Raw genomic sequence first — 21272 nt, 5'->3', positions numbered from 1 at the left:
GTGGGGCGGCGAGAGAGCGCCCCACCCGCCTTCCCTCCACTTCCGCCGGCTCCTACCTCCCCCACTCCACCCGCGCTTGGACACCATGACCAACACCCTCGATACCGACCACTATCTGCGGCGGATGCCGAAGACGGACCTGCACTGCCATCTGATCGGCACCGTACGGTCCGAGACGTTCGCGGAACTCGCCCGGCGTCACCGGCTCGATCTTCCGGCGGCACCCGAGACGATCTTCCGCGACGTCAACTCCCTTCCGCCGGACCCGAAACTGTACGAGAACACCCGCATCCCGGTGCCGCGCGGGCGAGCCGCCGACGAGCCGGAAGTGTCCTACTCGCTCTTCCAGGTGTCCGGGTGGGTCATCGAGGCGCTGCGGGACGCCGATGACCTGACGCGGATCACGTACGAGGCGTTCGAGGCGGCCCACCGCACCAGTTCCGTACGCCACTTGGAGCTGTCGTTCGACGGCGTGCCGCCGCATCTGCGCTCTCTCGGCTACCGCGGCGCGGTGGAGGCGTACGCGGAGGGAGTCCGGCTGGCCGAGCGGGACTTCGGCATGAGCGGCAGGCTCATCGCCGCCGTCGACCGCAGCACCACCGCCGAGCAGGCCCTGGCGCGGGTGCGCGAGGTGGTGGACAACCCGCACGAGTACGTCGCCGGGATCGGTCTGGACAACCTGGAGACGGTCGGCCCTCCGGAGCGTTTCGCGGACGCCTTCCGGCTGGCGGGGGAGGCGGGGCTGCGCCGCACCGCGCACTCGTCCGAGCACGCGCCGGTCGCGGTCAACACCGTCACCTGCCTGGACCTGCTCGGCTGTGACCGCATCGACCACGGCTACTACGTGCTGGAGGACGACGAGGTCGTGGCCCGGTGCCGCGCCGAACGGGTGCCGTTCGTCGTCGCGTTCACCACGTCACGCCGCTCCTGGCGGCCCTGGCGCCGGGCGTCCGTCGCGGCGATGGTCGACGCCGGGCTGAATGTGATCATCGCCGACGACGACCCCGGTCTGTTTCCGACGACGCTGGCCGACGAGTACCGGATCGCCGCGGACGACCTGGGTCTGAGCCGGTCGGCGCTGCGCGCCATGTCACTCGCCGGTGTCGACGCCTGCTGGCTGCCCGACGCCGACAAGGCCGCGCTGCGGCAACGGTTCATCTCCGAGTTCGATGCGCTGGGTGAGCCCGTGGCCGACCTCGGGGACGCGCCCGGTCACCGGCCCGTGCAGTAGTGGTCCGCCCGGAGAGGCGATCCGTTCATCCCCGCTCGCCCAAAGGCTTTGGCCAACTGTCCAGCAGTTGCTCGTCCGTCAACGCCGACGTGCGTTCCCTCGGTGACCGCTCCAGCCCGAAGCCCACCATCAGGAACTCGGCGTATCGGCGCCAGGCGTCCGGGGCGACGTCGTTCGTGCGGTCGGCGACGGCGCCGATCATGTACAGGAAGGCGTACACGTCGGCGCCGGCGAAGTCCTTGCGGACCGCGCCCGCTGTCACCGCTCGCTCCGCCAGGCCGTCCACGAGGCGGCCGAGGTGGTCGCGGGTCCGGGCGACGGGGCCCGCGTCCACGCTTGCGTTGGCCAGGATGACTTCCAGGGCCCGGTCCTCGGCCCGCATCCGGGCCGCCTCCAGCAGGTAGTGCCGTAGGGCCTCTGCGGGGTCCTCGTGTTCCGCGGATCTGGTCGCCAGGTGCAGGAACACCGTGAAGCGTTCCGTGAACAGGGCGTCCACCAGGGACTGGAGGTCCGGGAAGCGGCGGTAGACCGTGCCTACGCCGAGGCCCGCCTCGCGGGCGATCTCGTTGAGGGGGACCGTGGCCCCGCGCTGGGCGAACAGGCGGTCGGCCGTCGTCATTATCAGGCGGCGGTTTCGTTCCGCGTCCGCTCGCAGCGGGCGTGGGTGTGGGGTATCCGGGCTCACGCCGGGACATTCTCCGGCATCTTCGCCTCGGTGGCTCGGCGCGTCTGCCCGACCAGGAGTGATACGCCCGTCACGACGCTCCACAGCAGCCATGAGTACACACCGCCCCGCTCGAAGATGCCGGCCGTGCTCGCCGAGACGCCCACGAAGGCCTCGCTCAGGAGGCCGAGCGCGCCGACCGCGATGCTGAACACGCGGTACGCGCGCGGCAGTTGGAGGCTCTTCAGTGAGCCCGCCAGGATCACGATCGTGTTCGCGCACAGGATGGCGATCGACGCGCCCGCGACGTGCAGCGCCAGGCTGTAGCCCGGGCCGTCCGGGGAGCCGTGGAACAGGCCGACCAGCAGGAAGCCCACCGCGTGCGCGCCCGCGAGGGCGATCACGACGCGGCGCGCGCGGCCACTGAGCAGGGTGGCCGCCAGCAGGACCACACCGGTCGCGAACAGGATGCCCTGGACGATGAACGACGTGTTCATCAGCGCGTGGTCCGGCGAACAGATGGTGCGGCCCTGGTAGTGCGTGCCGCACTTGGGGACGCCCAGGTCGCTGATGTAGTTCGTGGCGTAGCTGTAGGGCGGTGACGTCCAGGCGGCTGCGGCGACCGCCTCGGACACCACCCACTGCACCGCGTTCAGCACCAGGACGGCCGCTCCCAGCGGAAGCCGGATCTTGCGTGACATCGGAACTCCCATCACGACTCCTCTCGACAGGTCGTGCTCACCACCCTACATTAAGTGGATAGATCTATCCGGTTAGAGGCTCGTGGGTGCCCGTCGATCGTGTGATCGGCATCACATTGCAAGGTCCGAACTTCGAGGGCCGCCGTGCATCTAGTCGGCGTCCACTCCAATCCACCGAGGAAACAATCAATGTTGGCTTATCTGCCCGGATTCGCCCCCTGGATCGTCGCCGGCGTCCTCTCGTCCTTCGACTGGCGCTGGGGCGCGATCGGCGGTCTCGTCACAGGGCTGCTGATGATGCTGAACGACCGTCGCCGCGGGGTCGCCTTCGACGCTCTGGTGCTGGAGATCAGCACCCTCGCGTACTTCGTCGTGATCGGCGCGGTCGCCGTCGCCCGGCCGGACTCCTCGTTGGCCGACCACACCGACGTCATCTCGTTCGTCTGGCTGGGCGGCACCGCATGGGGGAGCTTGATGGTCCGCAGCCCCTTCACGCTGGGGATCGCCAAGCGGCAGACGCCCCGCGAGTACTGGGACATGCCGGAGTTCGTCCAGGTCAACAACTACATCACCAGCGCCTGGGGAGCCGGCTTCACCTTCATCGCCGTCAGCCTGGCCATCTCCAACGCGGTGGACGCCCCGGCCTGGGTGGGCATCACCGCGCACGTCGTCGGGCTCGTCGCCCCCGCCGTCTTCACGAAGGTCTATCCCGCCCGTGCCCAGGCGCGCCTCCTGGCGCAGGCCCAGACCCAGCCGCCGGTGACCGCCCTTCCGTAACCCCACGGGCGGCCAACTGCCGTCCCCGTCCCACGACTTCAGGACATCCGGACTTCCACGACCTCTCCGCACCACAGCACTCACCCCACGAAGGAGTTGGCGCATCGTGAGCACCACACAGGAAGCCACCACAGCGAGGAACGTCGTGCTCGTGCACGGCGGATTCGTCGACGGATCGGGCTGGCGGGGCGTCTACGACGCACTCCGCGCCGACGGCTACCACGTGAGCGTCGTCCAGAACCCCACCCTGTCACTCGAAGGCGACGTCGCCACGACCAAACGGGTCCTCGACGCCCAGGACGGCCCGACCGTCCTCGTCGGACACTCCTACGGCGGCGCGGTGATCTCCGAGGCCGGCAACCACGAGAACGTGTCGGCGCTCGTCTACATCGCGGCGTTCGCGCCCGACAAGGGCGAGTCGGTGAACACCCTCATCGCCGATCCGCCGCCCGGCGCCCCCGTTCCGCCGATCCTGCCGCCCGTCGACGGGTTCCTCTTCCTCGACCGGGAGAAGTTCGCCGCGTCCTTCGCCGGGGACCTGCCCGCCGACGACGCGCAGTTCCTCGCGGACTCCCAAGTGCCGTGGGGCGTGGACGCGTTGGCGGGCGCGGTCACCGAGCCCGCCTGGCAGACCAGGCCGAGCTACTACCTCGTCGCCACCGACGACCACATGATCCCGCCGCCCGCCCAGCGCCTCATGGCCGAGCGGGCCGGCGCGACGGTGACCGAGACCGGCGGCAGCCACGCCGTGTACGTGTCCAAGCCCGCCGAGGTCGCCGCGTTCATCAGGACGGCGGCATCGGGCACCACCGCGTGAGGTCTCTCCGACCCCTATGACTTCTTGAAGGAAAAAGGAAAGCAGCATGACGACCGAGAACGAGACACCCGTTCCCCTCTACCTCCAGGGCCGCTTCGCGCCGGTCCCCGAGGAGTACACCGCGGCCGAGCTCACCGTGCGGGGCTCCCTGCCGCCCGATCTGGACGGCCGCTATCTGCGCAACGGCCCCAACCCGCTGCCCGGCGAGGACCGGGGGCACTGGTTCACCGGCCCCGGCATGCTCCACGGCATACGGCTGCGCGGCGGCCGTGCCGAGTGGTACCGCAACAGGTGGGTCAGGACAAGGGAGTTGGAGGGTCACCCCTTCGTCCGCGAGGACTTCAGCATCGACCTGGCCGCGACGCCCGCCAACACCCACGTCATCCGGCACGCCGACACCGTGCTCGCCCTGTGCGAGGTCGGTCTTCCCTACTGGGTCACACCGGAGTTGGAGACCGTCGGGCCGTACGACTTCGGTGGGAAGCTCACCACCGCGATGACCGCGCATCCCAAGGAGGACCCGGTCACCGGTGAACTGCACCTGTTCGGGACCGGGTTCGCGCAGCCCTATCTCACCTACCACCGGGTCACCCCGGACGGCGTGCTGCTCGACAGCCGGCCGATCGACGTGCCGGGGCCGACGATGACGCACGACTTCGCCATCACCGAGCACCACATCGTGTGGATGGACCTGCCCGTCGTCTTCGACCACACCCTGGCCGGGCGTGGCGGCATGCCCTACCGGTGGGCCGACGCGTACGGCGCACGGATCGGGATCATGTCCCGCGAGCCGGGTTCCACCGATGTGCGCTGGTTCGACGTCGATCCCTGCTACGTCTTCCATGTGGGCAACGCCTACGAGGACGCGCAGGGGCGTGTGGTGCTGGACGCGGTGCGCTACGACGACGCCGGCTTCCGGAAGGTCTGGGGCGACATCGGCGGACCCACCGGCCAGGGCACGCCGAGTGTGCCGAACGGCCAGGTCGGGGTGCGGGAACCGGGGCACACCCAGGCCCCCTCCGTCCTGTACCGGTGGATCCTGGACCCGGTGGCCGGCCGGGTCTTCGAATCCCAACTGGACGACCGCGAGGCCGAGTTCCCCACCCACAACGAGACCCTCACCGGACGCCCGAACCGCTACCTCTACACGGTCAACGGGGACGGCATCGCCAAGCACGACCTCGCGCGCCAGACCGGTGACGTCCACAAGATGCCCGGCAGTCGCTATTCCGGCGAGGCGGTCTTCGTACCGGCGGCGGACGGCACCGGCGAGGACGAGGGCTGGCTCCTGTCGCTCGTCTCGGACGACGACGGCGCGGCGGGCGAACTGCTCGTCCTCGACGCCACCGACCTCTCCGTGCAGGCGGTCGTGGAACTGCCGTACCCGGTCCCGTCCGGCTTCCACGGCAGCTGGCTGCCCGAGCCCGGGACAACGGTGGGTTGACCTGCCCGGTCGAGGGGGCCCACGAGGAGCCGTAGCGGCGTATCTTCCTCGGCAAGGGTCCCCTCGACCCGACACAACGGCGTCTGCTTCGTCGGCATGGAGGCTTCGGTTCATGGTGTCCCTCGACCACCCCACGGATGAGGAACTCACCCGCAGGGCCCAGGCGGGCGACTCAGGCGCCCTGGGGCTTCTCCTGACGCGCCATCAGGCGCCCATGCGTGCCGTGGCGTTGAGCCTGCTCGGCTACGGTCCGGACGCGGAGGACGCGGTGCAGGACGCCGCGTTGACCGCGCTGCGGCGCATCGGCGACGTACGGGATCACGCGGCAGTCGGGGCGTGGCTGCGGGCGATCGTGCGGAACGCCTCGCGGATGCGGTTGCGGGCCGTCCGGGAGCTGCCCGGTCTCGACGGGCTGGAGCAGGTGCGGGTGCGGGACGACGAGCCCTCGCATCCGGAACGGGTCGTCGAGCAGCACGCGATGCGGGACTGGATCTGGGACGCGGTGGAGGAACTGCCGCAGCAGCAGCGGCTGGTGCTGATGCTGCGGCACTTCAGCGGCATCACCTCGTACCAGGAGATCGCCGAGGCCTGCGAGGTCCCGGTCGGCACCGTGCGCAGCCGGCTCAACCAGGCCCGGGCGAAGATGGCTGAGGTGCTGCTGTCGACCGAGACGCAGGGCCACGACGACGCCTCCGCGCTCACCGAGGACAGCCGGCAGGAGGCCGAGGTCACGCTGGAGGGCGCCATGCGCGGCCAACTGCCCAGCGAGATCCTGGAGTTGTGGCCGGCGGAGACCGAACTGGTCGGCGTCCTCAACAAGGACGGTGAACGCCGCCATCCCTTCCCGGCGATGCGGAGCACCCGGGACAAGGGCGTGACCCAGCACCTGCGCCATGTCGTGGCCAGCCGGGACATCGCCATCTGGGAGATGGAGGCCGTCAACCCCGCCGGTATCTCCAACCCCTGCCCGCCCACCCTGGCTTGGCTGATGTTCCGCCAGGACGGACGGGTGCGGAAACTCCGCGTGGTCTTCCCCGGGACGCCGCCCGGGGCACCGGCGTGAGCGCTGTGTCAGGCGGAGCGCAGCAGCTCTCGTAGACCGACGGTGTCGATGACGTGGGCCCGGGACGGGAACACCTTCTCGACCAGCACCTGGTGGGTCGTGGCGTCGGGGTCGGCGACGCCGTCGGACAGGACGAAGACGCGGTAGTCGCGGTCGGCGGCGTCCATGACGGTGGACAGGACGACGCCACTGGTGCTGATCCCGGCGAGCACCAGGGTGTCGATGCCGCGGTCGTCCAACTGCTCGTGGAGATCGGTGGTCGAGCCCGAACCGAAGCGGATCTTACGGACGACGATGTCGCCGTCCTCGGGTGCGATCCGCTTGTCGATCTGGGTGGCGTCGTCCTCGTGGTGCAGCATCTTCGCCGCGGCGACCGCGCTGAAGGACTTGTTGGTCTCGGGGATCGCCGCCCAGTCGTCCTCGGTGAAGGCGACCCGGACGTAGCCGACGGCGCCGCCGGCGGCACGGACGTCGGCGATGGTGTCCTTGACCCGCTCGACGAGGGCGTCGGAGTCGGGAGCCATGGGGACGATCCCGTTCTGGAAGTCCATGACCAGCAGGGCGGTCCGCTCGGGGGTGATCGTGGGGAGGGAGGGGGTGCTCACGCGAGGTTCTCCTTGGTGGGGTTCTTACTAGGGGGGTCAGGTGGTCTTGGTGCTGCGGCCCATCAGGCGGCGGTCCAGGACGGTCAGCAGGAGGACCGCGAGGCCGGCGCCGACCAGGACGAGGCCGAGGGTGTGCAGGCCGTGGTCGCTCACGCCGTCGTGGAAGACGATGGAGCCGATCACGGCGGAGGTGATGGTGCCGAGGTAGCCGAAGGTGCGGAACAGCCCGGAGGCGGTGCCTATTTGGTCGGGCGGCGCTTCGAGGTAGAGGGCGGTCTGGTTGCCGACGGTGGTGGTGGCCGAGGTGACGCCGAAGATCAGGGACACCAGCACGATCGCGACGGCCGGGCTGTGCGAGGTGAGCAGCATGATGCCGGCCGAGCCGATCAGCATGGTCACCGCCGAGACGATCAGCGGGCCGCGTATCAGGTTGCGGCGGGCGAGCGGGTGCGAGAGGAGCGCCGACACGGCGCCCATCGGCAGCAGCAGGAGTCCCGCCGTCACGGTGGACAGCCCGTGCGCGGCCTCCATCCACTGCGTCATGCCGTACATCACGGAGTAGGTGCCGAGCAGGGTGAGACCCTGCCGCAGATAGGTGCGGGTGAGGGCGCCGTTGGCGGCGAGGCCGCGGAAGTCGAAGAACGGCCCGGTCGTGCGCAGCTCCCACCAGACCGTGGGCACCGCGGCCAGGGCGAAGACGGCGAGCGCGGCCCACTCGATCCGGGGGAGGCCCATCAGGAAGATCACCAGCGCGCTCATCGTCACGGCGAAGCCGAGGATGCCGGGCAGGTCGATCCGGTCGGCGACCCTGCGGAAACGCCTGTTCTCGCGGTCGAGCACCGGGTCCTTGGGCAGCCAGCGCACGGCCATCACCATCGCGACGGCGGTGACGGGGATGTTGATCAGGAACGCCCAGCGCCAGCCCGCGGCGCCGACCAGCAGTCCGCCGATCGGCGGGCCCACGGCGGCGGTGGCCATGCCCGCGATGGCGATACCGCCGAGCACCGCGCCCGGCGGGGCGTCGAGACCGGCGTCCTGGGCGCGGCGCCGGATCAGCACCATCGCGCAGGGGAACGCGGCCGAGGTGCCGATGCCGATCAGGACCCGGGCGACGGTCAGCATCGCCAGGTCCTGGCCGAGGCCGCCGACCACACCGCCGAGCAGCACCATGACGATGCCGAAGAGGAAGATCCGGCGCGCGCCGAGCACCTCCGCCAGCTTGCCCGCGGTGGGCTGCGCTATGGCGCTGGCCAGGTAGAGCGAGGAGACCAGCGTGGCGGTGCTGCCGACCGAGACGTGCAGTTCGGTGGCGATCGGCACGAGCGCGGTCGCGATGATGGAGCTGTTGATCGGGTTGAGGCTCGACCCCACGTAGAGCGGGGTCGTGAAGGTCCAGGCGAACGGCTTGCGCGAGAGGCCGCGCGCCGGGGTGGCGGCCTTGCCGGTGTCGGTCCTCATATGCCGCCGGCGTTCAGGTCGACATCGGCGAGGCGCTCCAGCAGCTCGATGGCCTTCTCCACGTCCTCACGCTCGTCCGGGCCGTCGACCAGCTGGTCGACGGCCCGGGCCAGGAAGGAGGCGCGGCCCGCGAGCAGCTTGTCGACCAGTTCGGTCGCGGACGGGTCGGCGCTCATCAGCTTCTTACGGCCGTCCTGCGCGTCGGGCTCGCTGCGGACCAGTCCGGCGGCCTTCAGCACCGCCAGGCTCTGCGCGATGGACTGCGCGCTGACGCGCTCCAGCGTGGCCAGCCGCGCGGCGGTGACCGGCCCCTCCCGTACGACGCTCGCCAGCACGCCGAGCTGCGTGAGGGTCAGGCCGGTCGCATGCTGCCCCGATTCCGCGCGCAGCCGTGCGCGCAGCCGGGTGATCGCGTCGTTGAGCCGCTGCGCGGTCGCGACGTACTGCTGCGGCCCGGGGTTCGTGTTCATGGTTCCAACGTAAAACTGCACAAGTAACTTTGCCAAGTTACTTGTGCAGTTTTCCCTGTCTACTGGATCACACCGCCAGGTGGGCTCCGAAGAACTCGTCCAGCTTCTCCACGGCGGGCGTCACGTACTCGTCCTTGTCATAGAGGTCGACGTGCGAAGCGCCCTCGATCCACGCCAACTCCTTTGGCCCGTAAGCCTTTTGGAACGCCTCCACGCTCATCCAGGACGTCACCGCAGCCCGCCCGACGATCAGCAGCAGAGGCCGCGGCGCGATCAGCGCGACGGACGCGAACGTGTCGAAGGCGGCGATGCGGTCGACGCTCGTCCAGGTCAGCGACTTGGCCGAGCGGGGGTGCTGGGCGCGCGGAGTGCAGTAGTACTCCCAGCCCTCGTAGACATGCGGGCCACCCGTGCGCGCCTCCTCCTCGGTGGCGGGGAAGACCGGGAACCGCTGGACATCCGCGCCATGGGCCTCGGCGGTACGGGCCGCGGAGGCGGCGGCCAGCATGCCTTCCACGACGGCCGGGTCCTGGGCGCCGTCCGCACCGAGCCGGAACTGCCGTGACATGTCTACGGCGCTGACCGCGCCCACGGCCCGGATGCGCGGGTCGGTCGCGGTCGCCGCCAGGGCGTAGCCGCCGGAGGCGCAGATGCCCAGCGCTCCGATGCGGTCGGGGTCGACCTCGTCGAGGGTGCCGAGGAAGGAGACGGCGGCCTTGAGGTCCTCGACCCGCTGCCCCGGATCCTCCAGACTGCGCGGCTCGCCCTCGCTCTCACCCTGGTGGGCGGCGTCGAAGGCGAGCGTGACGAACCCGCGCTCGGCCAGCAGGCGGGCATACAGGCCGGAGGCCTGTTCCTTCACCCCGGTGCCAGGATGCCCGATCACGATCGCGGGACGCGGCGACCCGGGCCGAGCCTCCCCGTCCGGGGTGTGGAGGTGACCGGCGAGCTTCAGACCGGCGCTGAGGAAGGTGACATCGGTACGCATGGGGATGCACTCCAGTCGGAGGTGGGGGAGGGGAGCCGGTGTACGGCCATGCCCCCACCGTCACTCCACTCCACCCGGCGCCACCAGGGACGGCTCTGCCTATGCGGTTCTGTACCAGGCACGCCCCCGCCGACCCGGGGACACTGGAGCCATGGCAGACCGTGACACGCCGTCCCCCGCCGGCCCCTCCGGCAACGAACTGGGCGACTTCCTGCGCGCCCGCCGAGCGGACCGCGACCCGCACCAGGCGGGCTTCCCCGACGACGGCCGCCTGCGACGCGTACCCGGACTGCGCAGAGAGGAACTGGCCCACCTCGCGCACGTGAGCGTCGACTACATCGTCCGCCTGGAACAGGGCCGTACCCGCCGGGGTTCCCGCGCCGTCCTGGACGCCCTGGCCGACGCGCTCCACCTCGCCCAGGACGAACGTGCCTACCTCTTCACGCTGGCCGAGGTCGCACCGGGAGCGTCCACCCGTCCGCCCAGCCGCTCCGAAGTCGCCCCGCGGCTACGGCAGTTGCTGGACACCATGCACGACGTCCCCGCGATGGTGCTGCACCGCGGCATGGACGTCCTCGCCTGGAACCGCGCGGCCACGGCCCTCCTCACCGACTTCGGCGCCCTTCCCCCGAGCGAGCGCAACCTGATCCGGCTCACCTTCCTCGACGCCGACTTCCGTGCCCTGTACGCGGATTGGCCCCGGGCCGCCCGCGAGTGCGTCGCCGTACTGCGCATGGAGGCGGGCCGCACCCCGCACGACCCGGCACTTGACACCCTGATCGCCGAACTCGCCGCCCGCGACCCGGACTTCCGCAGGTGGTGGGCCGAACATCAGGTGCGGGGACCGCGGCAACTCACCAAGACGTACGTCCATCCCGTCGCCGGTGAACTCACCCTGGACGTCCAGCAGTTCACCGTCGACACGCACCCGGAGCAGTTCCTCGTCGCCTACACGGCCCCGCCGGACTCGCCCTCGCAGGAGGCGTTGCGGTTCCTGTTGCAGTGGGTCGGCCTCAGCAGCACTCGGGCGGGGTGAACCGGCGCGTTCAGCCGCCGACCGGCGTGCCCGCCACCGCCGAACTGCCGGGAAGGGGCGTGCGAGCGGGCCGTTCGGCCAGCACGTCGAGGATGTTGTCCACCGCCAGGTCGACCATCGCGGCCCGGGTCGCCTCGGTGGCCGACCCGATGTGCGGCAGCGTGACGACGTGCGGCTCGGCCACCAGTGGGGACAACTCCGTTCCCATCGGCTCCCGTTCGAAGACGTCGAGCCCGGCTGAGTGCAGCCGCCCTTCACGGACGGCGTTCAACAAGGCCTCTTCGTCCACGACTCCGCCGCGCGAGGTGCTGACCAGGGTGGCCGTGGGCTTCATCGCGGCCAGTTCGCGGGCCGAGATCAGATGGCGGGTCTCCTCGGTGAGCGGCACGTGCAGCGACACGACGTCGGAGTCGGCCAGCAGCGCGGCCAGGCCCACCGAGGTCGACAGGTCGTCGTCGGGGGCGTACGGGTCGTGGTGGATCACGCGCATCCCGAAACCGTGGGCCCGGCGGGCCACCGCGCGGCCGATCTGGCCGTAGCCGACCAGGCCGAGGGTGGCTCCGTGGACGTCCAGGCCGAGATAGTCGTGCATCTGGAACAGTCCCCAGGAACCGTCCGCGAGGTTCGCGGACGCCGCGCCGATGCGGCGGCGGGCGGCGAGGATCAGCGCGAACGTGAGGTCGGCGGTGGTCTCCGCGAGCACGCGGGGCGTGTGGGTCACGACGATGCCACGCTCGGCGGCGGCAGCGCGGTCGACGTTGTCGAAGCCCATGCTGGCCAGTGCGATGACGCGCAGCGAGGGGCCCGCCGCGTCCATCAGGGCGGCGTCCACCGGGTCGTTGCCGAGGGCCAGTACTCCGCTCACGCCGGGGGCGAGTGCGGCGAGGTCGGCGGGTTCGGGCTTGCCGGCACCGGGCCAGGCCACCAACTCCGCGCTCTCGGACAGGCGTTGCAGGCCTTCACCGGGCAGGTTTTCACGGGTGGCGAGGACACGATTCTTCATGTTCTTCTCCAGTGACGAGCCACGTACAGCCATGTACAGCCGTGTACAGCCGTGCATTACCGGCCGGGCGGATTATTCGAAAGACGCTAGCCGCGGCGGTCACCGGAAACAAATAGCGGATTCGTGTGACGCTATTGGTCGTCCTTATTCTTGTCGGTGTCGATCAGCTCCAGGAACAGGTCGTGCACGGCCAGCGCGGGCTCCGAGAGCGGCTGGTTGTCCGAGGTGACCACGGACAGCTTGACCGTGATGACGGGTTCCACGATCCGCCGCACGGACAGCTCGCGGACGTCGAGGATGGCCCGCGCCGCCGACCACGGCAGGACCGTCGCGCCGATGCCCGCGTCCACGGCGTTGACGAGTGTCAACGCGGACTCGACCTCGCCCACCACGTTCAGCCGGAGCGACGCCTGCTGGAAGGCGGCGTCCACGACCTGCCGGATCGTGTGGATACGGCTGGGGAGCAGCAGGGGCAGGTTCGCGAGCTCCGCCAGCTTCACCTCGCCCTGTCCCGGCGGCGCCGTGTCACCAGGCGCGCCGATCAGATACAGGTCCTCGGTGCGGACGGGCTCGAACTGCACACCCCGGAGCGGCCCGGCGCCGTAGATGAAGGCCATGTCCATGCGGCCCGTCATGATCGCCTCGCTGATCACGCCGCCGAAGTTCTCGTTGATGTGCAGCAGGATGTCCGGGTAGCGCTCGCGCACGCTCTTGAGCAGGGGCAACGCGAGGGCCGCGCCCAGGCTGTACGGCGCGAGGCCCACGGACACGCTGCCGGCGGGGGCCCGGCCGGAGACGTCGACGGCGGCCTGCGCGAGGTCCACCTGGCGGAGGATGAGCTGGGCGTGCAGGTACAGGGCGCGGCCCGCCTCGGTCGGGGCGACCCCGCGCTTGCTGCGGATCAGCAGCTGCTGCCCGAACTGTGCCTCCAGGGCGGACAGTTGCTGGCTCAGCGCCGGCTGGGCGATGTGCAGGATGTCGGCCGCGCGCGTGATGCTCCCCGCGTCGATGATCTTGATGAACGAGTAGAGACGCCTGGTGTCCATTGCGCGGGGCCTTCCAGATGGAGCGAAGCCTCATCGTAGGGAGGGTTCACCCCGAAGCACAGCCCCGGTGGGCGGAGGCTGTGAGGGGAGTCATAGCGGTTCGCGATAACGCCAGACCGAACGGATATTGGCGATCACGCGACCGGCGGAATAAGTTGAGCGGAACATCCACGCCGGGCCATTCCCCGCTCCCGGTTTCACGAAGACGTGATGGCATCTCCTTCCCCTCCCGCCGGAATTCCCCTTCCCGGAATTCCTCCCTTCCGCATTCCCTCCCGGAGGACGTCATGACTCCCATGGTTGATCTCGTCGCCGATCTCGGCGAGGGATTCGGCGCCTACACAATGGGCGACGACACGGCCCTTCTGGAGTTGCTGACGTCCGCCAATGTGGCCTGCGGATTCCACGCCGGTGACCCACGCATCATGGACGCCACCGTGCGGACGTGCGTGGAGAAGCAGGTCGCCGTGGGCGCCCACCCGAGCTTTCCCGACCTGGTCGGCTTCGGCCGCCGCGCGATGGACCTCACGCCCGAGGAGGTCCGCACGGACATGCTGTACCAGATCGGCGCCCTCCAGGCCTTCGCAGTCGCCCACGGCACCCGCGTGCAGCACATGGCCCCGCACGGCCGCCTCGGCAACCTGGTCGCCGTACGCGCCGACTACGCCCGTGCCGTCGTGGACGCCGTAGCGGCACTGGACGATTCACTGATCGTCCTCGCGCAGGACGGCGAGCTGGCCGACGCGGCCCGCGCCCGTGGCCTGCGCGTCGGCATCGTCGGCATCGCGGACCGCGCGTACCGCGCCGACGGCACGCTCGTGCCCCGCTCCGAGCCCGGCGCGGTGATCCACGACCCCGACGAGGTCGCCCGGCGCACCCTCCGCATGGTCACTGAAGGCGTCATCCGCAGCGTCGACGACACGGACATCCAAGTCGCCTGCGACACCGTCCTGTTGCACGGGGACAGCCCCGGCGCCATCGCCCTGGCCGGCCGCATCCGCGAGCAACTCCTCGCCGCCGGGGTCGAGATCACCTCGCTGGACAAAGTACTGAGCGGCAAGGGGTGACCGACATGAACAGCCTTGTCATGAGGGCTCCTGACGCGGACGGCACTTGCTCCAAGGCCAACGCCAACGTCACCATCGCCGACTGCGGCGACTCCGCCCTGGTCGCCAAGACCGTGGGCCTGGACGCCGAACCCGCCTGGCAACTCGTCCACGCCCTCGCCGACGCCCTGCACGCCGTCCAACTCACCGGCGTCCACGACGTGGTGCCCACCTACGACGCCCTGCTCGTCGAGTTCGACTGCGCCGCCACCGACCACGACACCGTCCGCCGAGTCCTGGCCCACGAGGCGGCCCGCCTCGGCCCGCACCCCGCGCCGACGACACCCCCGCGCCGCTTCGTCGTCCCCGTCGTCTACGGCGGCGAGTACGGCCCCGACCTCCCCGAGGTCGCCGCCCAACTCGGCCTGACCGAGGGCGAGATCATCGCCCTGCACTCCGGTTCCGACCTCACCGTGCGCTGCCTCGGCGCCCCCGCCGGAGCACCGATGACGGACGGCCCGCCCTTCCCCAAGCCGGTACCGCGGCTGGCCTCGCCCCGCACCCGCGTCGACGCCGGCTCGGTCGCGGTCGCCGGACGCCAGGCGGTCATCTGCCCGATGCCCTCGCCCGGCGGCTGGCCGCTCCTGGGCCGTACCCCGGTACGCGTCCTCGACCTGCACAGCGACCCGATCACCGCGTACCGCCCCGGAGACACCTTCCGCTTCCGTCCCATCGAGCCCCAACAGTGGGACGACTACACCGACTTGAGCCTCGCGGACTGTACGGACCCGGTGGTGCGCCATGGCTGACACCCTCACCATCCGCACCGCCGGCATCGTCACCGTCCAGGACCTCGGCCGCGTCGGCCGCTCCCGCTACGGCCTGCCCGCCAACGGAGCCGCCGACCAGCACTCGGCGCGCGTAGCCAACGTCCTGTGCGGCAACCACGACCGCGCCCCGCTGCTGGAGATCACCGCCCTCGACTTCGCCTGCGTCCCCTCCGGCGACATCCTCATCGCGGTGACCGGCGCCCCCGCCGACGTCAGCGTCGAAGGAGTCGTACGCCCGCAGTGGGAACCGGTCCCGGTCCGAGCCGGCGAAACCATCAGGATCGCCGGCATCCACCGCGGCCTCCGCGTCTACCTGGCCGTACTCGGCTCGTTCGAGGCCGACTACCTCCAGGGCAGCTGCGCCCCCGACACGATCCTCGGCTTCGGCCCCACTCTCCGCGCCGGCGACGAACTCACCCTGCGCACGGCCTGCCCGCCCATCGACCACCCCTTCTCCCGCATCCCGCTGTTCCGCCTGAAGGCGCCGGTCCCCCCGTTCCCCACCAGCTGGACCATCGACGTCACCGACGGCCCCGACCGGGCCGAGTTCGGCGACACGGGCCGGCGCCTGTTCGACGCCCCCTTCACGGTCACCCCGCGAAGCAACCACATAGGCCTGCGCCTCCAGGGCGCAGTACCCCGCCGCGTCACCCAGGGCGAGGTCCTCTCCCGCGGCGTCCCCATCGGCGCCGTAGAAGTACCCGCGGGCGACGAACTCCTCGTCCTGCACCGCGGTCGCGGCGTCACGGCCGGCTACCCCGTCCTCGCCGTAGTCACCGCCACCGGCCTGTCCGCCCTGGGCCAGGTCCGCCCCGGCCAGACCCTCCACTTCCGCCACCGCACCCTCGCCCAGGCGATAACCGCCCACCGCGCCCAACGCCAAGCGATAGACGCCCTGAGAACCAGGGTCCACACGGCCTTCGATGCCTTGCGCATCCGTGCGCCTGCGGGGACCTGACCACCGGCACCTCTCCAACACAGGCCCGCCTCAAAGGGGCGCGGGGAACTGCGCGCCCAGCCCCCACCGACCCGCACGCCACACCGACCCGCACGCCACACCAAACCGCAACCAACGCCAACAAAACCCACCCGCACCACACTCACCCCCGCTCAACAGCTCCCGCTCACCCGCTGGAAGCACCCGCACGGAGCCGCAACACCCCTCATCCCACGCCTGCTGCCCAGACAGGAGACGCCATGAGTACCGTGGCCGCTCAGCCAGTCCCCAACACGGTCGATCCCAGAACCGCCCGCAAGGTCACCCTCGCGGGCTGCGTCGGAATCTTCGCCGAGCTCTACGACAACGGCATCTTCGGCTTCATGGCCGGATCGCTCGCCGCCGTCTTCTTCCCCGGCTCCGACAACGCCGTCCAGCTCGTCTTCCTCGGTTACGCCGTCTCCTTCTTCTTCCGCCCCCTCGGCGCCGTCATCTGCGGCCACCTCGGCGACCGCATCGGACGCCAGCGCATGCTGGTCTTCGTCATCCTCCTCATCAGCGCCGCCACCGCGGCCATCGGCGTACTGCCGAGCTACGCCAGCATCGGCGTCGCCGCACCCGCCCTGCTGATCCTGCTCCGCGTCGCCCAGGGCTTCTCCGTCGGCGGCGAGGCCTCCGGCGCGATGAGCTTCCTCGCCGAGCACGCCCCGGAGGGCAAGCGCGGCCTGTACACCAGCTACGCGCAGATCGCCTCGTTCCTCGCCCTGCTCACCGGCACACTCGTCGCCGCCGCGATGACCAGCGGACTCGGCTCCGCGCGCATGGAGTCCTGGGGCTGGCGCATCCCGTTCCTGCTCGCCGTGCCGCTCGGCATCGCCGGCATCTACATCCGCAAGCGCATCAGCGACACCCCCAACTTCACGCGCCTGAAAGAAGAGGACGGCCTCTCCAAGAACCCGCTCAAGGAGGCGTTCGCGTCCGCCGAGCACCGCCGCGCGATGCTGCTCGCCCTCTTCATCCCCCTGATGAACGGCTCCGGTTACTACGTCCTGTTCAGCTACATGCCCACCTTCATGAGCACCGAGCTGAACTTCAGCAAGGTGCAGGGCCTCCTCGTGACCGCCTCCAGCCTGGTCGCGATCTGTTTCGCCATCCCCTACATGGGCCGCCTCTCCGACCGCGTCGGCCGCAAGAAGGTCCTCGCCGGAGCCGCCGTCGCGATGGCGATCGTCGGCATCCCCTGCTACCTGCTGATCGGCACCGGCAACGTGGCCCTCGCGGTGCTCGGTGCCTGCATCATGGCGGTGGTGTTCGCCGGCCACACAGGCGTCATCCACATACTCCTCGTCGAACTCTTCCCGACCCGTGTGCGCTACTCCGCCTACGGCCTGGGCTACAACGTCTCCTCCGCCCTCTTCGGCGGCACGGCGCCCCTCCTGATGACCTACCTGATCGACCGCACGGGCAACGTCAACATGCCGGCCTTCTACGCCGTGATCACGGCCCTGGGCACGCTCCTCGCCGTGTCCAAGGTGAAGGACCGCGCCCACCTGCCCCTGCGCGACGCCTGACCGCGCCACGCCTCACGCATCTCCCGCACCCGCACGCCGTACAACCCCCCACCCCCACCCGCACAGCAAGGAGCCCTCAGCATGCCCATCTCCGACTACAGGACGGCCCTCGTCACCGGAGCGTCGACCGGCATCGGAGCCGTGGTCGTCGAGCGACTCGCCAAGCGCGGCCTCGAAGTCCACGCCGTGGCCCGCAACGCCGACCGGCTCAACACCCTTGCCGACGAGACCGGTTGCATCCCGCACGCCGTCGACATCACCGACACCGAGGCGCTCACCGCCGTCCTCGACGGCCTGGAGATCGACGTCCTCGTCAACAACGCGGGCGTCTCCCGCACCGGCAACATCCTCACCGCCGACGAGTTCGCCATCGACGAGCAGATCGCCGTCAACATCCAGGCCGTCCTGCACCTGGTCCGCCTGCTCATGCCCGGCATGGTCGAGCGCGACCTCGGCCACATCGTCAACATCAGCTCCATCGCCGGCGTCTACAACTTCGGCGGCAACACGATCTACCACGCCACCAAGGCAGCCGTGCACACCCTCTCCCGCCAGCTCCGCGTCGACGGCTACGGCCGCCGCGTCCGCGTCAGCGAGATCTGCCCCGGCCGCGTGGAGACGGAGATCTTCGGCCGCCTGCTCGGCGACATGGAGGCCGCCCAGCGCGAGTTCTACGACGGCTACGAGTCCCTGAAGCCCGAGGACATCGCCGACGCCATCGAGTTCGCGGTCGACTCGCCCCGGCACGTCAACATCGGCCACATCGAGATCCTCCCCACCTTCCAGGTGCCCGGCGGCCTCAACTTCGAGCGCAGGGAAGGCTGATCACAGTGAAGACGGCAGAGCGACTCGGCCGTATCAAGCCCTCGCCCAGCACGGCTGCGGCACAGCGCGTGCGCGAGCTGAAGAGCCAGGGCCTCACCATCCTCGACCTGACCGTGGGCGAGCCCGACTTCGACACCCCGGACCACGTCAAGGCCGCCGCGATCAAGGCGATCGAGGCGGGCGAGACCAAGTACACGCCGGTGAACGGCACTTCGGCCCTGCGCACCGCGATCATCGGCAAACTCCGCGAGCGCCACGGCCTGGAGGTCACCGACGCGCGCATCACGGTCGGCGGCGGCGCGAAGCAGGTCATCTTCCTTGCCCTGATGGCTACTTTGGACGAGGGCGACGAGGTGGTCGTCCCCGCCCCGTACTGGGTGTCGTACCCGGACATGGTCCGCGCCAACGACGGCACCCCGGTCATCGTCGACTGCCCCGAGGCGGAAGGCTTCAAGCTGACCCCGGAGCGGCTCACAGCGGCCATCACCGAGAACACCCGCTGGGTCGTCCTCAACACCCCGGGAAACCCCACCGGATCGGCCTACACCACCGCCGAACTCCAGGCCCTCGCCAAGGTGTTGCTCGCCCACCCTCACGTCGGCGTCCTCACCGACGAGATCTACGACGAGATCTGGTACGGCGACGAGAGCGCCGCGTCCCTCGCGGCCGTCGAACCCCGCCTGGCCGACCGGGTGTTCCTCACCAACGGTGTCTCCAAGACGTACGCGATGACGGGGTGGCGTATCGGATACGGAGTGGGTCCGGCCGACCTGGTCACCGCTATCAACACCCTCCAGTCCCAGACCTCTTCGTGTCCCTCGTCCGTGAGCCAGGCCGCCGCTGCCGCCGCGCTCACGGGACCGCAGGACTTCGTCCAGGACACGGTGCGCGTCTACCGCGCGCGCCGCGATGAGACCGTGAAGCTCGTCAACGACGTCCCGCAGCTGAGCTGCACGGTCCCGGACGGCGGCTTCTACCTTCTCGTCAACTGCCGTGCTGCCATTGGGCAGTTCACCCCGGCCGGTACCCGGATCGAGAACGACGAGGACTTCGCCCGCCACCTCCTCGACAGCCAACAGGTCGCGGTGATCCACGGAGCCGCGTACGGCGCTCCCGGCTACTTCCGTATCTCGTTCGCCACGTCGACGGACGTCCTCGCCGAGGCCTGCGAGCGCATCGCGACGGCGTGCGCCGAACTGACGGCCGCCCCCGCCGAGCCCTCCGCCTGACTCACCTGAAAGGTCATCATGATCCGCGTCAGCACCAAGTTTGACCGGCCGGAGCCCTCCGTCGTCAAGCAGCTGAGTGCCTTCTCGTCGGCCACCGTCCACGAGGCGCAGGGCCGTCTCGGGGCGCTGGACTCGGCCATCAAGCCGGTCGACCACACCATGTCCCTGTGCGGTCCCGCCTTCACCGTCCAGTGCGCCCCGCGCGACAACCTCATGCTCCAGACCGCCATCGCCTACGCCCGGCCCGGCGACGTCGTGGTCGTGTCCGCCGGCAACTACGAGGAGGCGGGCTCCTTCGGCGACGTCCTCGCCAACGCCTGCCAGTCCAAGGGCCTCGCCGGGCTGATCACCGACACGGGCGTCCGCGACACCGAGGACCTGCGCGCCCTGGGCTTCCCGGTCTTCTCCCGCAGCGTCTCCATCAAGGGCACGGTCAAGGAGACCGTCGGCCCGATGTGCGAGCCGATCACCATCGGCGGCGTGCTCGTCCGCCCCGGCGACATCATGCGCGCCGACGCCGACGGCGTGGTCGTCGTCCGCCGCGAGGACGCGGCCGAGGCAGCCGCCCTCTCGCAGGAACGGGTCGACGCCGAGGCCGGGTTCATCGCCGCGTACCGCGCGGGCAGGACGGTCGTCGAGATGTGCAACCTCGCGCCGGTGCTCGCAGTGAAGGGCCTCGTCATCGAGGAGTAGGACCGGTCCGGCGGCGACCGCTCCTGAGCACCGGGCAGGGAAATACCGTACCCACGGGTGAGACCAAGGTTCGGATGCCAGGATGAGGCGCCATGAGGGCAGGATGGTGTGCGCGCACAGTGAGGGCCGTGATGTTCGCGGCCGTCTGTGTGCTGCTCGCCGCCCTGGCACACGTCCTGATGTCCGGCCACCACGTACCCCCGTGGGCACTGGCCGCCGGGCTCGCCGTGACCGGTGTGGCCGGCTGGTCCCTGGCGGGCCGTGAACGCGGCCTCCCGCTGATCGTGACCCTCGTGGTCGCCACCCAGGCCGCCCTCCACTCGGCGTTCTCGTTGGCGCAGCCCATGACAGGTCAGCCGGTGTCCATGGACATGGGGTCGGCCGACATGGGCTCCATGCACATGAGCGCCACCGACTCCATGGACATGGGCCATATGTCGGCCACCACCACCGGCACCTCCTCGCCCGGCATGCTCACCGCCCACCTCCTCGCCGCCCTGCTCTGCGGCCTGTGGCTGGCACACGGCGAGCGCGCCGCGTTCCGTGTGCTGCGGGCCGTCGCCGGACGACTGGCGGCTCCGCTACGACTGCTGCTCGCGCTCCCCGCCCCGCCGCACCGCCCGCGTCTCCGTCCGCGCCGCCCCCGTTCCGAGCGGGCGCCGCGGCTTCTCCTTCTCGTTCACGCGATCACCTCTCGGGGTCCGCCCCTGGGGACCGCTGTCGCCTGACGACAGCCGGCACACCCCGGGGCCGCTCGTGCGTGCCTCGGGCTTCGGCCGCACCCTCGCGCCGTCTCCGGGCGCCGCAGGACGGCCGGTCCCCGTTCACGGATGACCGA

The 21272-nt window shown here is 70.3% G+C and carries 22 protein-coding genes; 14 read left to right on the top strand and 8 right to left on the bottom strand.

Translation table 11 applies throughout. The features are described from left to right. Positions 1–85 precede the first annotated feature (85 nt). On the top strand, positions 86–1231 hold the full coding sequence (locus tag AB0I69_RS12315) for a hypothetical protein (protein ID WP_363095534.1): 1146 nt from the start codon (positions 86–88) through the stop codon (positions 1229–1231). 25 nt (positions 1232–1256) lie between these two features. Here AB0I69_RS12315 and AB0I69_RS12310 read toward each other — a convergent pair whose 3' ends face one another. Both AB0I69_RS12310 and AB0I69_RS12305 read right to left on the bottom strand, forming a co-directional pair. Further along, complete coding sequence (locus AB0I69_RS12310; RefSeq protein ID WP_363095533.1) at positions 1257–1850, bottom strand: helix-turn-helix domain-containing protein; 594 nt, start codon at positions 1848–1850, stop codon at positions 1257–1259. A 62-nt stretch (positions 1851–1912) separates the two neighbouring features. After that, the gene (locus tag AB0I69_RS12305) at positions 1913–2596 is read right to left on the bottom strand and encodes a DUF998 domain-containing protein (RefSeq protein WP_363095532.1); all 684 of its coding nucleotides are present in this window, start codon (positions 2594–2596) and stop codon (positions 1913–1915) included. Positions 2597–2785: 189 nt separating this feature from the next. Between AB0I69_RS12305 and AB0I69_RS12300 the strand changes: the two genes are divergently transcribed. The 4 genes from AB0I69_RS12300 (at position 2786) to AB0I69_RS12285 (ending at position 6697) form a co-directional block, all read left to right on the top strand. Then, on the top strand, positions 2786–3373 hold the full coding sequence (locus AB0I69_RS12300) for a hypothetical protein (protein ID WP_363095531.1): 588 nt from the start codon (positions 2786–2788) through the stop codon (positions 3371–3373). Positions 3374–3479: 106 nt separating this feature from the next. After that, positions 3480–4190, top strand: coding sequence for an alpha/beta hydrolase (locus AB0I69_RS12295; protein ID WP_363095530.1), 711 nt, complete (start codon positions 3480–3482; stop codon positions 4188–4190). Positions 4191–4236: 46 nt separating this feature from the next. After that, positions 4237–5634: a carotenoid oxygenase family protein gene (locus tag AB0I69_RS12290; protein ID WP_363095529.1), complete on the top strand. Its 1398-nt coding sequence runs from the start codon at positions 4237–4239 to the stop codon at positions 5632–5634. Positions 5635–5746: 112 nt separating this feature from the next. Beyond that, entirely contained in the window at positions 5747–6697 is a 951-nt protein-coding gene (locus tag AB0I69_RS12285) for a sigma-70 family RNA polymerase sigma factor (protein WP_363095528.1), read from the top strand. 8 nt (positions 6698–6705) lie between these two features. Here the strand turns inward: AB0I69_RS12285 and AB0I69_RS12280 are convergent, their stop codons facing one another. From AB0I69_RS12280 to AB0I69_RS12265, 4 genes are all read right to left on the bottom strand, one after another. Next, positions 6706–7302, bottom strand: coding sequence for a cysteine hydrolase (locus AB0I69_RS12280; protein ID WP_363095527.1), 597 nt, complete (start codon positions 7300–7302; stop codon positions 6706–6708). 36 nt (positions 7303–7338) lie between these two features. Continuing rightward, positions 7339–8760 carry an MFS transporter gene (locus AB0I69_RS12275; protein WP_363095526.1) on the bottom strand — a complete coding sequence of 474 codons (1422 nt, stop codon included), beginning with the start codon at positions 8758–8760 and terminating at the stop codon, positions 7339–7341. Beyond that, a complete protein-coding gene (locus AB0I69_RS12270; protein WP_363095525.1) occupies positions 8757–9230 on the bottom strand; it encodes a MarR family transcriptional regulator in 474 nt (157 codons plus the stop codon). Before AB0I69_RS12270 ends, AB0I69_RS12275 begins: the two co-directional genes overlap by 4 nt. A 67-nt stretch (positions 9231–9297) precedes the next feature. Beyond that, positions 9298–10218 carry an alpha/beta hydrolase gene (locus AB0I69_RS12265; RefSeq protein WP_363095524.1) on the bottom strand — a complete coding sequence of 307 codons (921 nt, stop codon included), beginning with the start codon at positions 10216–10218 and terminating at the stop codon, positions 9298–9300. 151 nt (positions 10219–10369) lie between these two features. Here AB0I69_RS12265 and AB0I69_RS12260 point away from each other — a divergent pair, with 151 nt between their 5' ends. Next, positions 10370–11254: a helix-turn-helix transcriptional regulator gene (locus tag AB0I69_RS12260; RefSeq protein WP_363095523.1), complete on the top strand. Its 885-nt coding sequence runs from the start codon at positions 10370–10372 to the stop codon at positions 11252–11254. A 10-nt stretch (positions 11255–11264) separates the two neighbouring features. Here the strand turns inward: AB0I69_RS12260 and AB0I69_RS12255 are convergent, their stop codons facing one another. Together AB0I69_RS12255 and nac are read right to left on the bottom strand one after the other, a co-directional pair. Beyond that, entirely contained in the window at positions 11265–12257 is a 993-nt protein-coding gene (locus AB0I69_RS12255) for a D-glycerate dehydrogenase (RefSeq protein ID WP_363095522.1), read from the bottom strand. A gap of 131 nt (positions 12258–12388) precedes the next feature. Continuing rightward, entirely contained in the window at positions 12389–13303 is a 915-nt protein-coding gene (gene nac, locus AB0I69_RS12250) for a nitrogen assimilation transcriptional regulator NAC (protein ID WP_363095521.1), read from the bottom strand. 287 nt (positions 13304–13590) lie between these two features. On the opposite strand from nac, the gene AB0I69_RS12245 reads away from it, so the two are divergent. From AB0I69_RS12245 to AB0I69_RS12210, 8 genes are all read left to right on the top strand, one after another. After that, a complete protein-coding gene (locus AB0I69_RS12245) occupies positions 13591–14370 on the top strand; it encodes a 5-oxoprolinase subunit PxpA (protein WP_363095520.1) in 780 nt (259 codons plus the stop codon). A 5-nt stretch (positions 14371–14375) separates the two neighbouring features. After that, the gene (locus tag AB0I69_RS12240; protein WP_363095519.1) at positions 14376–15158 is read left to right on the top strand and encodes an allophanate hydrolase subunit 1; all 783 of its coding nucleotides are present in this window, start codon (positions 14376–14378) and stop codon (positions 15156–15158) included. After that, a complete protein-coding gene (locus AB0I69_RS12235; protein WP_363095518.1) occupies positions 15151–16137 on the top strand; it encodes an allophanate hydrolase in 987 nt (328 codons plus the stop codon). Before AB0I69_RS12240 ends, AB0I69_RS12235 begins: the two co-directional genes overlap by 8 nt. 239 nt (positions 16138–16376) lie before the next feature. Next, positions 16377–17687: an MFS transporter gene (locus AB0I69_RS12230; RefSeq protein ID WP_363095517.1), complete on the top strand. Its 1311-nt coding sequence runs from the start codon at positions 16377–16379 to the stop codon at positions 17685–17687. An 81-nt stretch (positions 17688–17768) separates the two neighbouring features. Next, positions 17769–18512: an SDR family oxidoreductase gene (locus tag AB0I69_RS12225; RefSeq protein WP_363095516.1), complete on the top strand. Its 744-nt coding sequence runs from the start codon at positions 17769–17771 to the stop codon at positions 18510–18512. Between the two features lie 5 nt (positions 18513–18517). Next, on the top strand, positions 18518–19741 hold the full coding sequence (locus tag AB0I69_RS12220; protein WP_363095515.1) for an aspartate transaminase: 1224 nt from the start codon (positions 18518–18520) through the stop codon (positions 19739–19741). Positions 19742–19759: 18 nt separating this feature from the next. Then, positions 19760–20434 carry a 4-carboxy-4-hydroxy-2-oxoadipate aldolase/oxaloacetate decarboxylase gene (locus tag AB0I69_RS12215; RefSeq protein WP_363095514.1) on the top strand — a complete coding sequence of 225 codons (675 nt, stop codon included), beginning with the start codon at positions 19760–19762 and terminating at the stop codon, positions 20432–20434. Positions 20435–20526: 92 nt separating this feature from the next. Further along, on the top strand, positions 20527–21162 hold the full coding sequence (locus tag AB0I69_RS12210) for a hypothetical protein (RefSeq protein WP_363095513.1): 636 nt from the start codon (positions 20527–20529) through the stop codon (positions 21160–21162). The last annotated feature ends 110 nt before the right edge of the window (positions 21163–21272 follow it).

The sequence above is a fragment of the Streptomyces sp. NPDC050508 genome (assembly GCF_040655155.1).
Lineage (GTDB): Bacteria > Actinomycetota > Actinomycetes > Streptomycetales > Streptomycetaceae > Streptomyces.
This window is presented reverse-complemented; position numbering and strand designations above follow the sequence as displayed.

Coding starts and splice junctions, on each gene's coding strand:
- AB0I69_RS12315 (WP_363095534.1), top strand. CDS start 86: ATGACCAACACCCTCGATACCGACCACTATCTGCGGCGGATGCCGAAG.
- AB0I69_RS12310 (WP_363095533.1), bottom strand. CDS start 1,850: ATGACGACGGCCGACCGCCTGTTCGCCCAGCGCGGGGCCACGGTCCCC.
- AB0I69_RS12305 (WP_363095532.1), bottom strand. CDS start 2,596: ATGTCACGCAAGATCCGGCTTCCGCTGGGAGCGGCCGTCCTGGTGCTG.
- AB0I69_RS12300 (WP_363095531.1), top strand. CDS start 2,786: ATGTTGGCTTATCTGCCCGGATTCGCCCCCTGGATCGTCGCCGGCGTC.
- AB0I69_RS12290 (WP_363095529.1), top strand. CDS start 4,237: ATGACGACCGAGAACGAGACACCCGTTCCCCTCTACCTCCAGGGCCGC.
- AB0I69_RS12285 (WP_363095528.1), top strand. CDS start 5,747: ATGGTGTCCCTCGACCACCCCACGGATGAGGAACTCACCCGCAGGGCC.
- AB0I69_RS12275 (WP_363095526.1), bottom strand. CDS start 8,760: ATGAGGACCGACACCGGCAAGGCCGCCACCCCGGCGCGCGGCCTCTCG.
- AB0I69_RS12270 (WP_363095525.1), bottom strand. CDS start 9,230: ATGAACACGAACCCCGGGCCGCAGCAGTACGTCGCGACCGCGCAGCGG.
- AB0I69_RS12265 (WP_363095524.1), bottom strand. CDS start 10,218: ATGCGTACCGATGTCACCTTCCTCAGCGCCGGTCTGAAGCTCGCCGGT.
- AB0I69_RS12260 (WP_363095523.1), top strand. CDS start 10,370: ATGGCAGACCGTGACACGCCGTCCCCCGCCGGCCCCTCCGGCAACGAA.
- AB0I69_RS12255 (WP_363095522.1), bottom strand. CDS start 12,257: ATGAAGAATCGTGTCCTCGCCACCCGTGAAAACCTGCCCGGTGAAGGC.
- nac (WP_363095521.1), bottom strand. CDS start 13,303: ATGGACACCAGGCGTCTCTACTCGTTCATCAAGATCATCGACGCGGGG.
- AB0I69_RS12245 (WP_363095520.1), top strand. CDS start 13,591: ATGACTCCCATGGTTGATCTCGTCGCCGATCTCGGCGAGGGATTCGGC.
- AB0I69_RS12240 (WP_363095519.1), top strand. CDS start 14,376: ATGAACAGCCTTGTCATGAGGGCTCCTGACGCGGACGGCACTTGCTCC.
- AB0I69_RS12235 (WP_363095518.1), top strand. CDS start 15,151: ATGGCTGACACCCTCACCATCCGCACCGCCGGCATCGTCACCGTCCAG.
- AB0I69_RS12230 (WP_363095517.1), top strand. CDS start 16,377: ATGAGTACCGTGGCCGCTCAGCCAGTCCCCAACACGGTCGATCCCAGA.
- AB0I69_RS12225 (WP_363095516.1), top strand. CDS start 17,769: ATGCCCATCTCCGACTACAGGACGGCCCTCGTCACCGGAGCGTCGACC.
- AB0I69_RS12215 (WP_363095514.1), top strand. CDS start 19,760: ATGATCCGCGTCAGCACCAAGTTTGACCGGCCGGAGCCCTCCGTCGTC.
- AB0I69_RS12210 (WP_363095513.1), top strand. CDS start 20,527: ATGAGGGCAGGATGGTGTGCGCGCACAGTGAGGGCCGTGATGTTCGCG.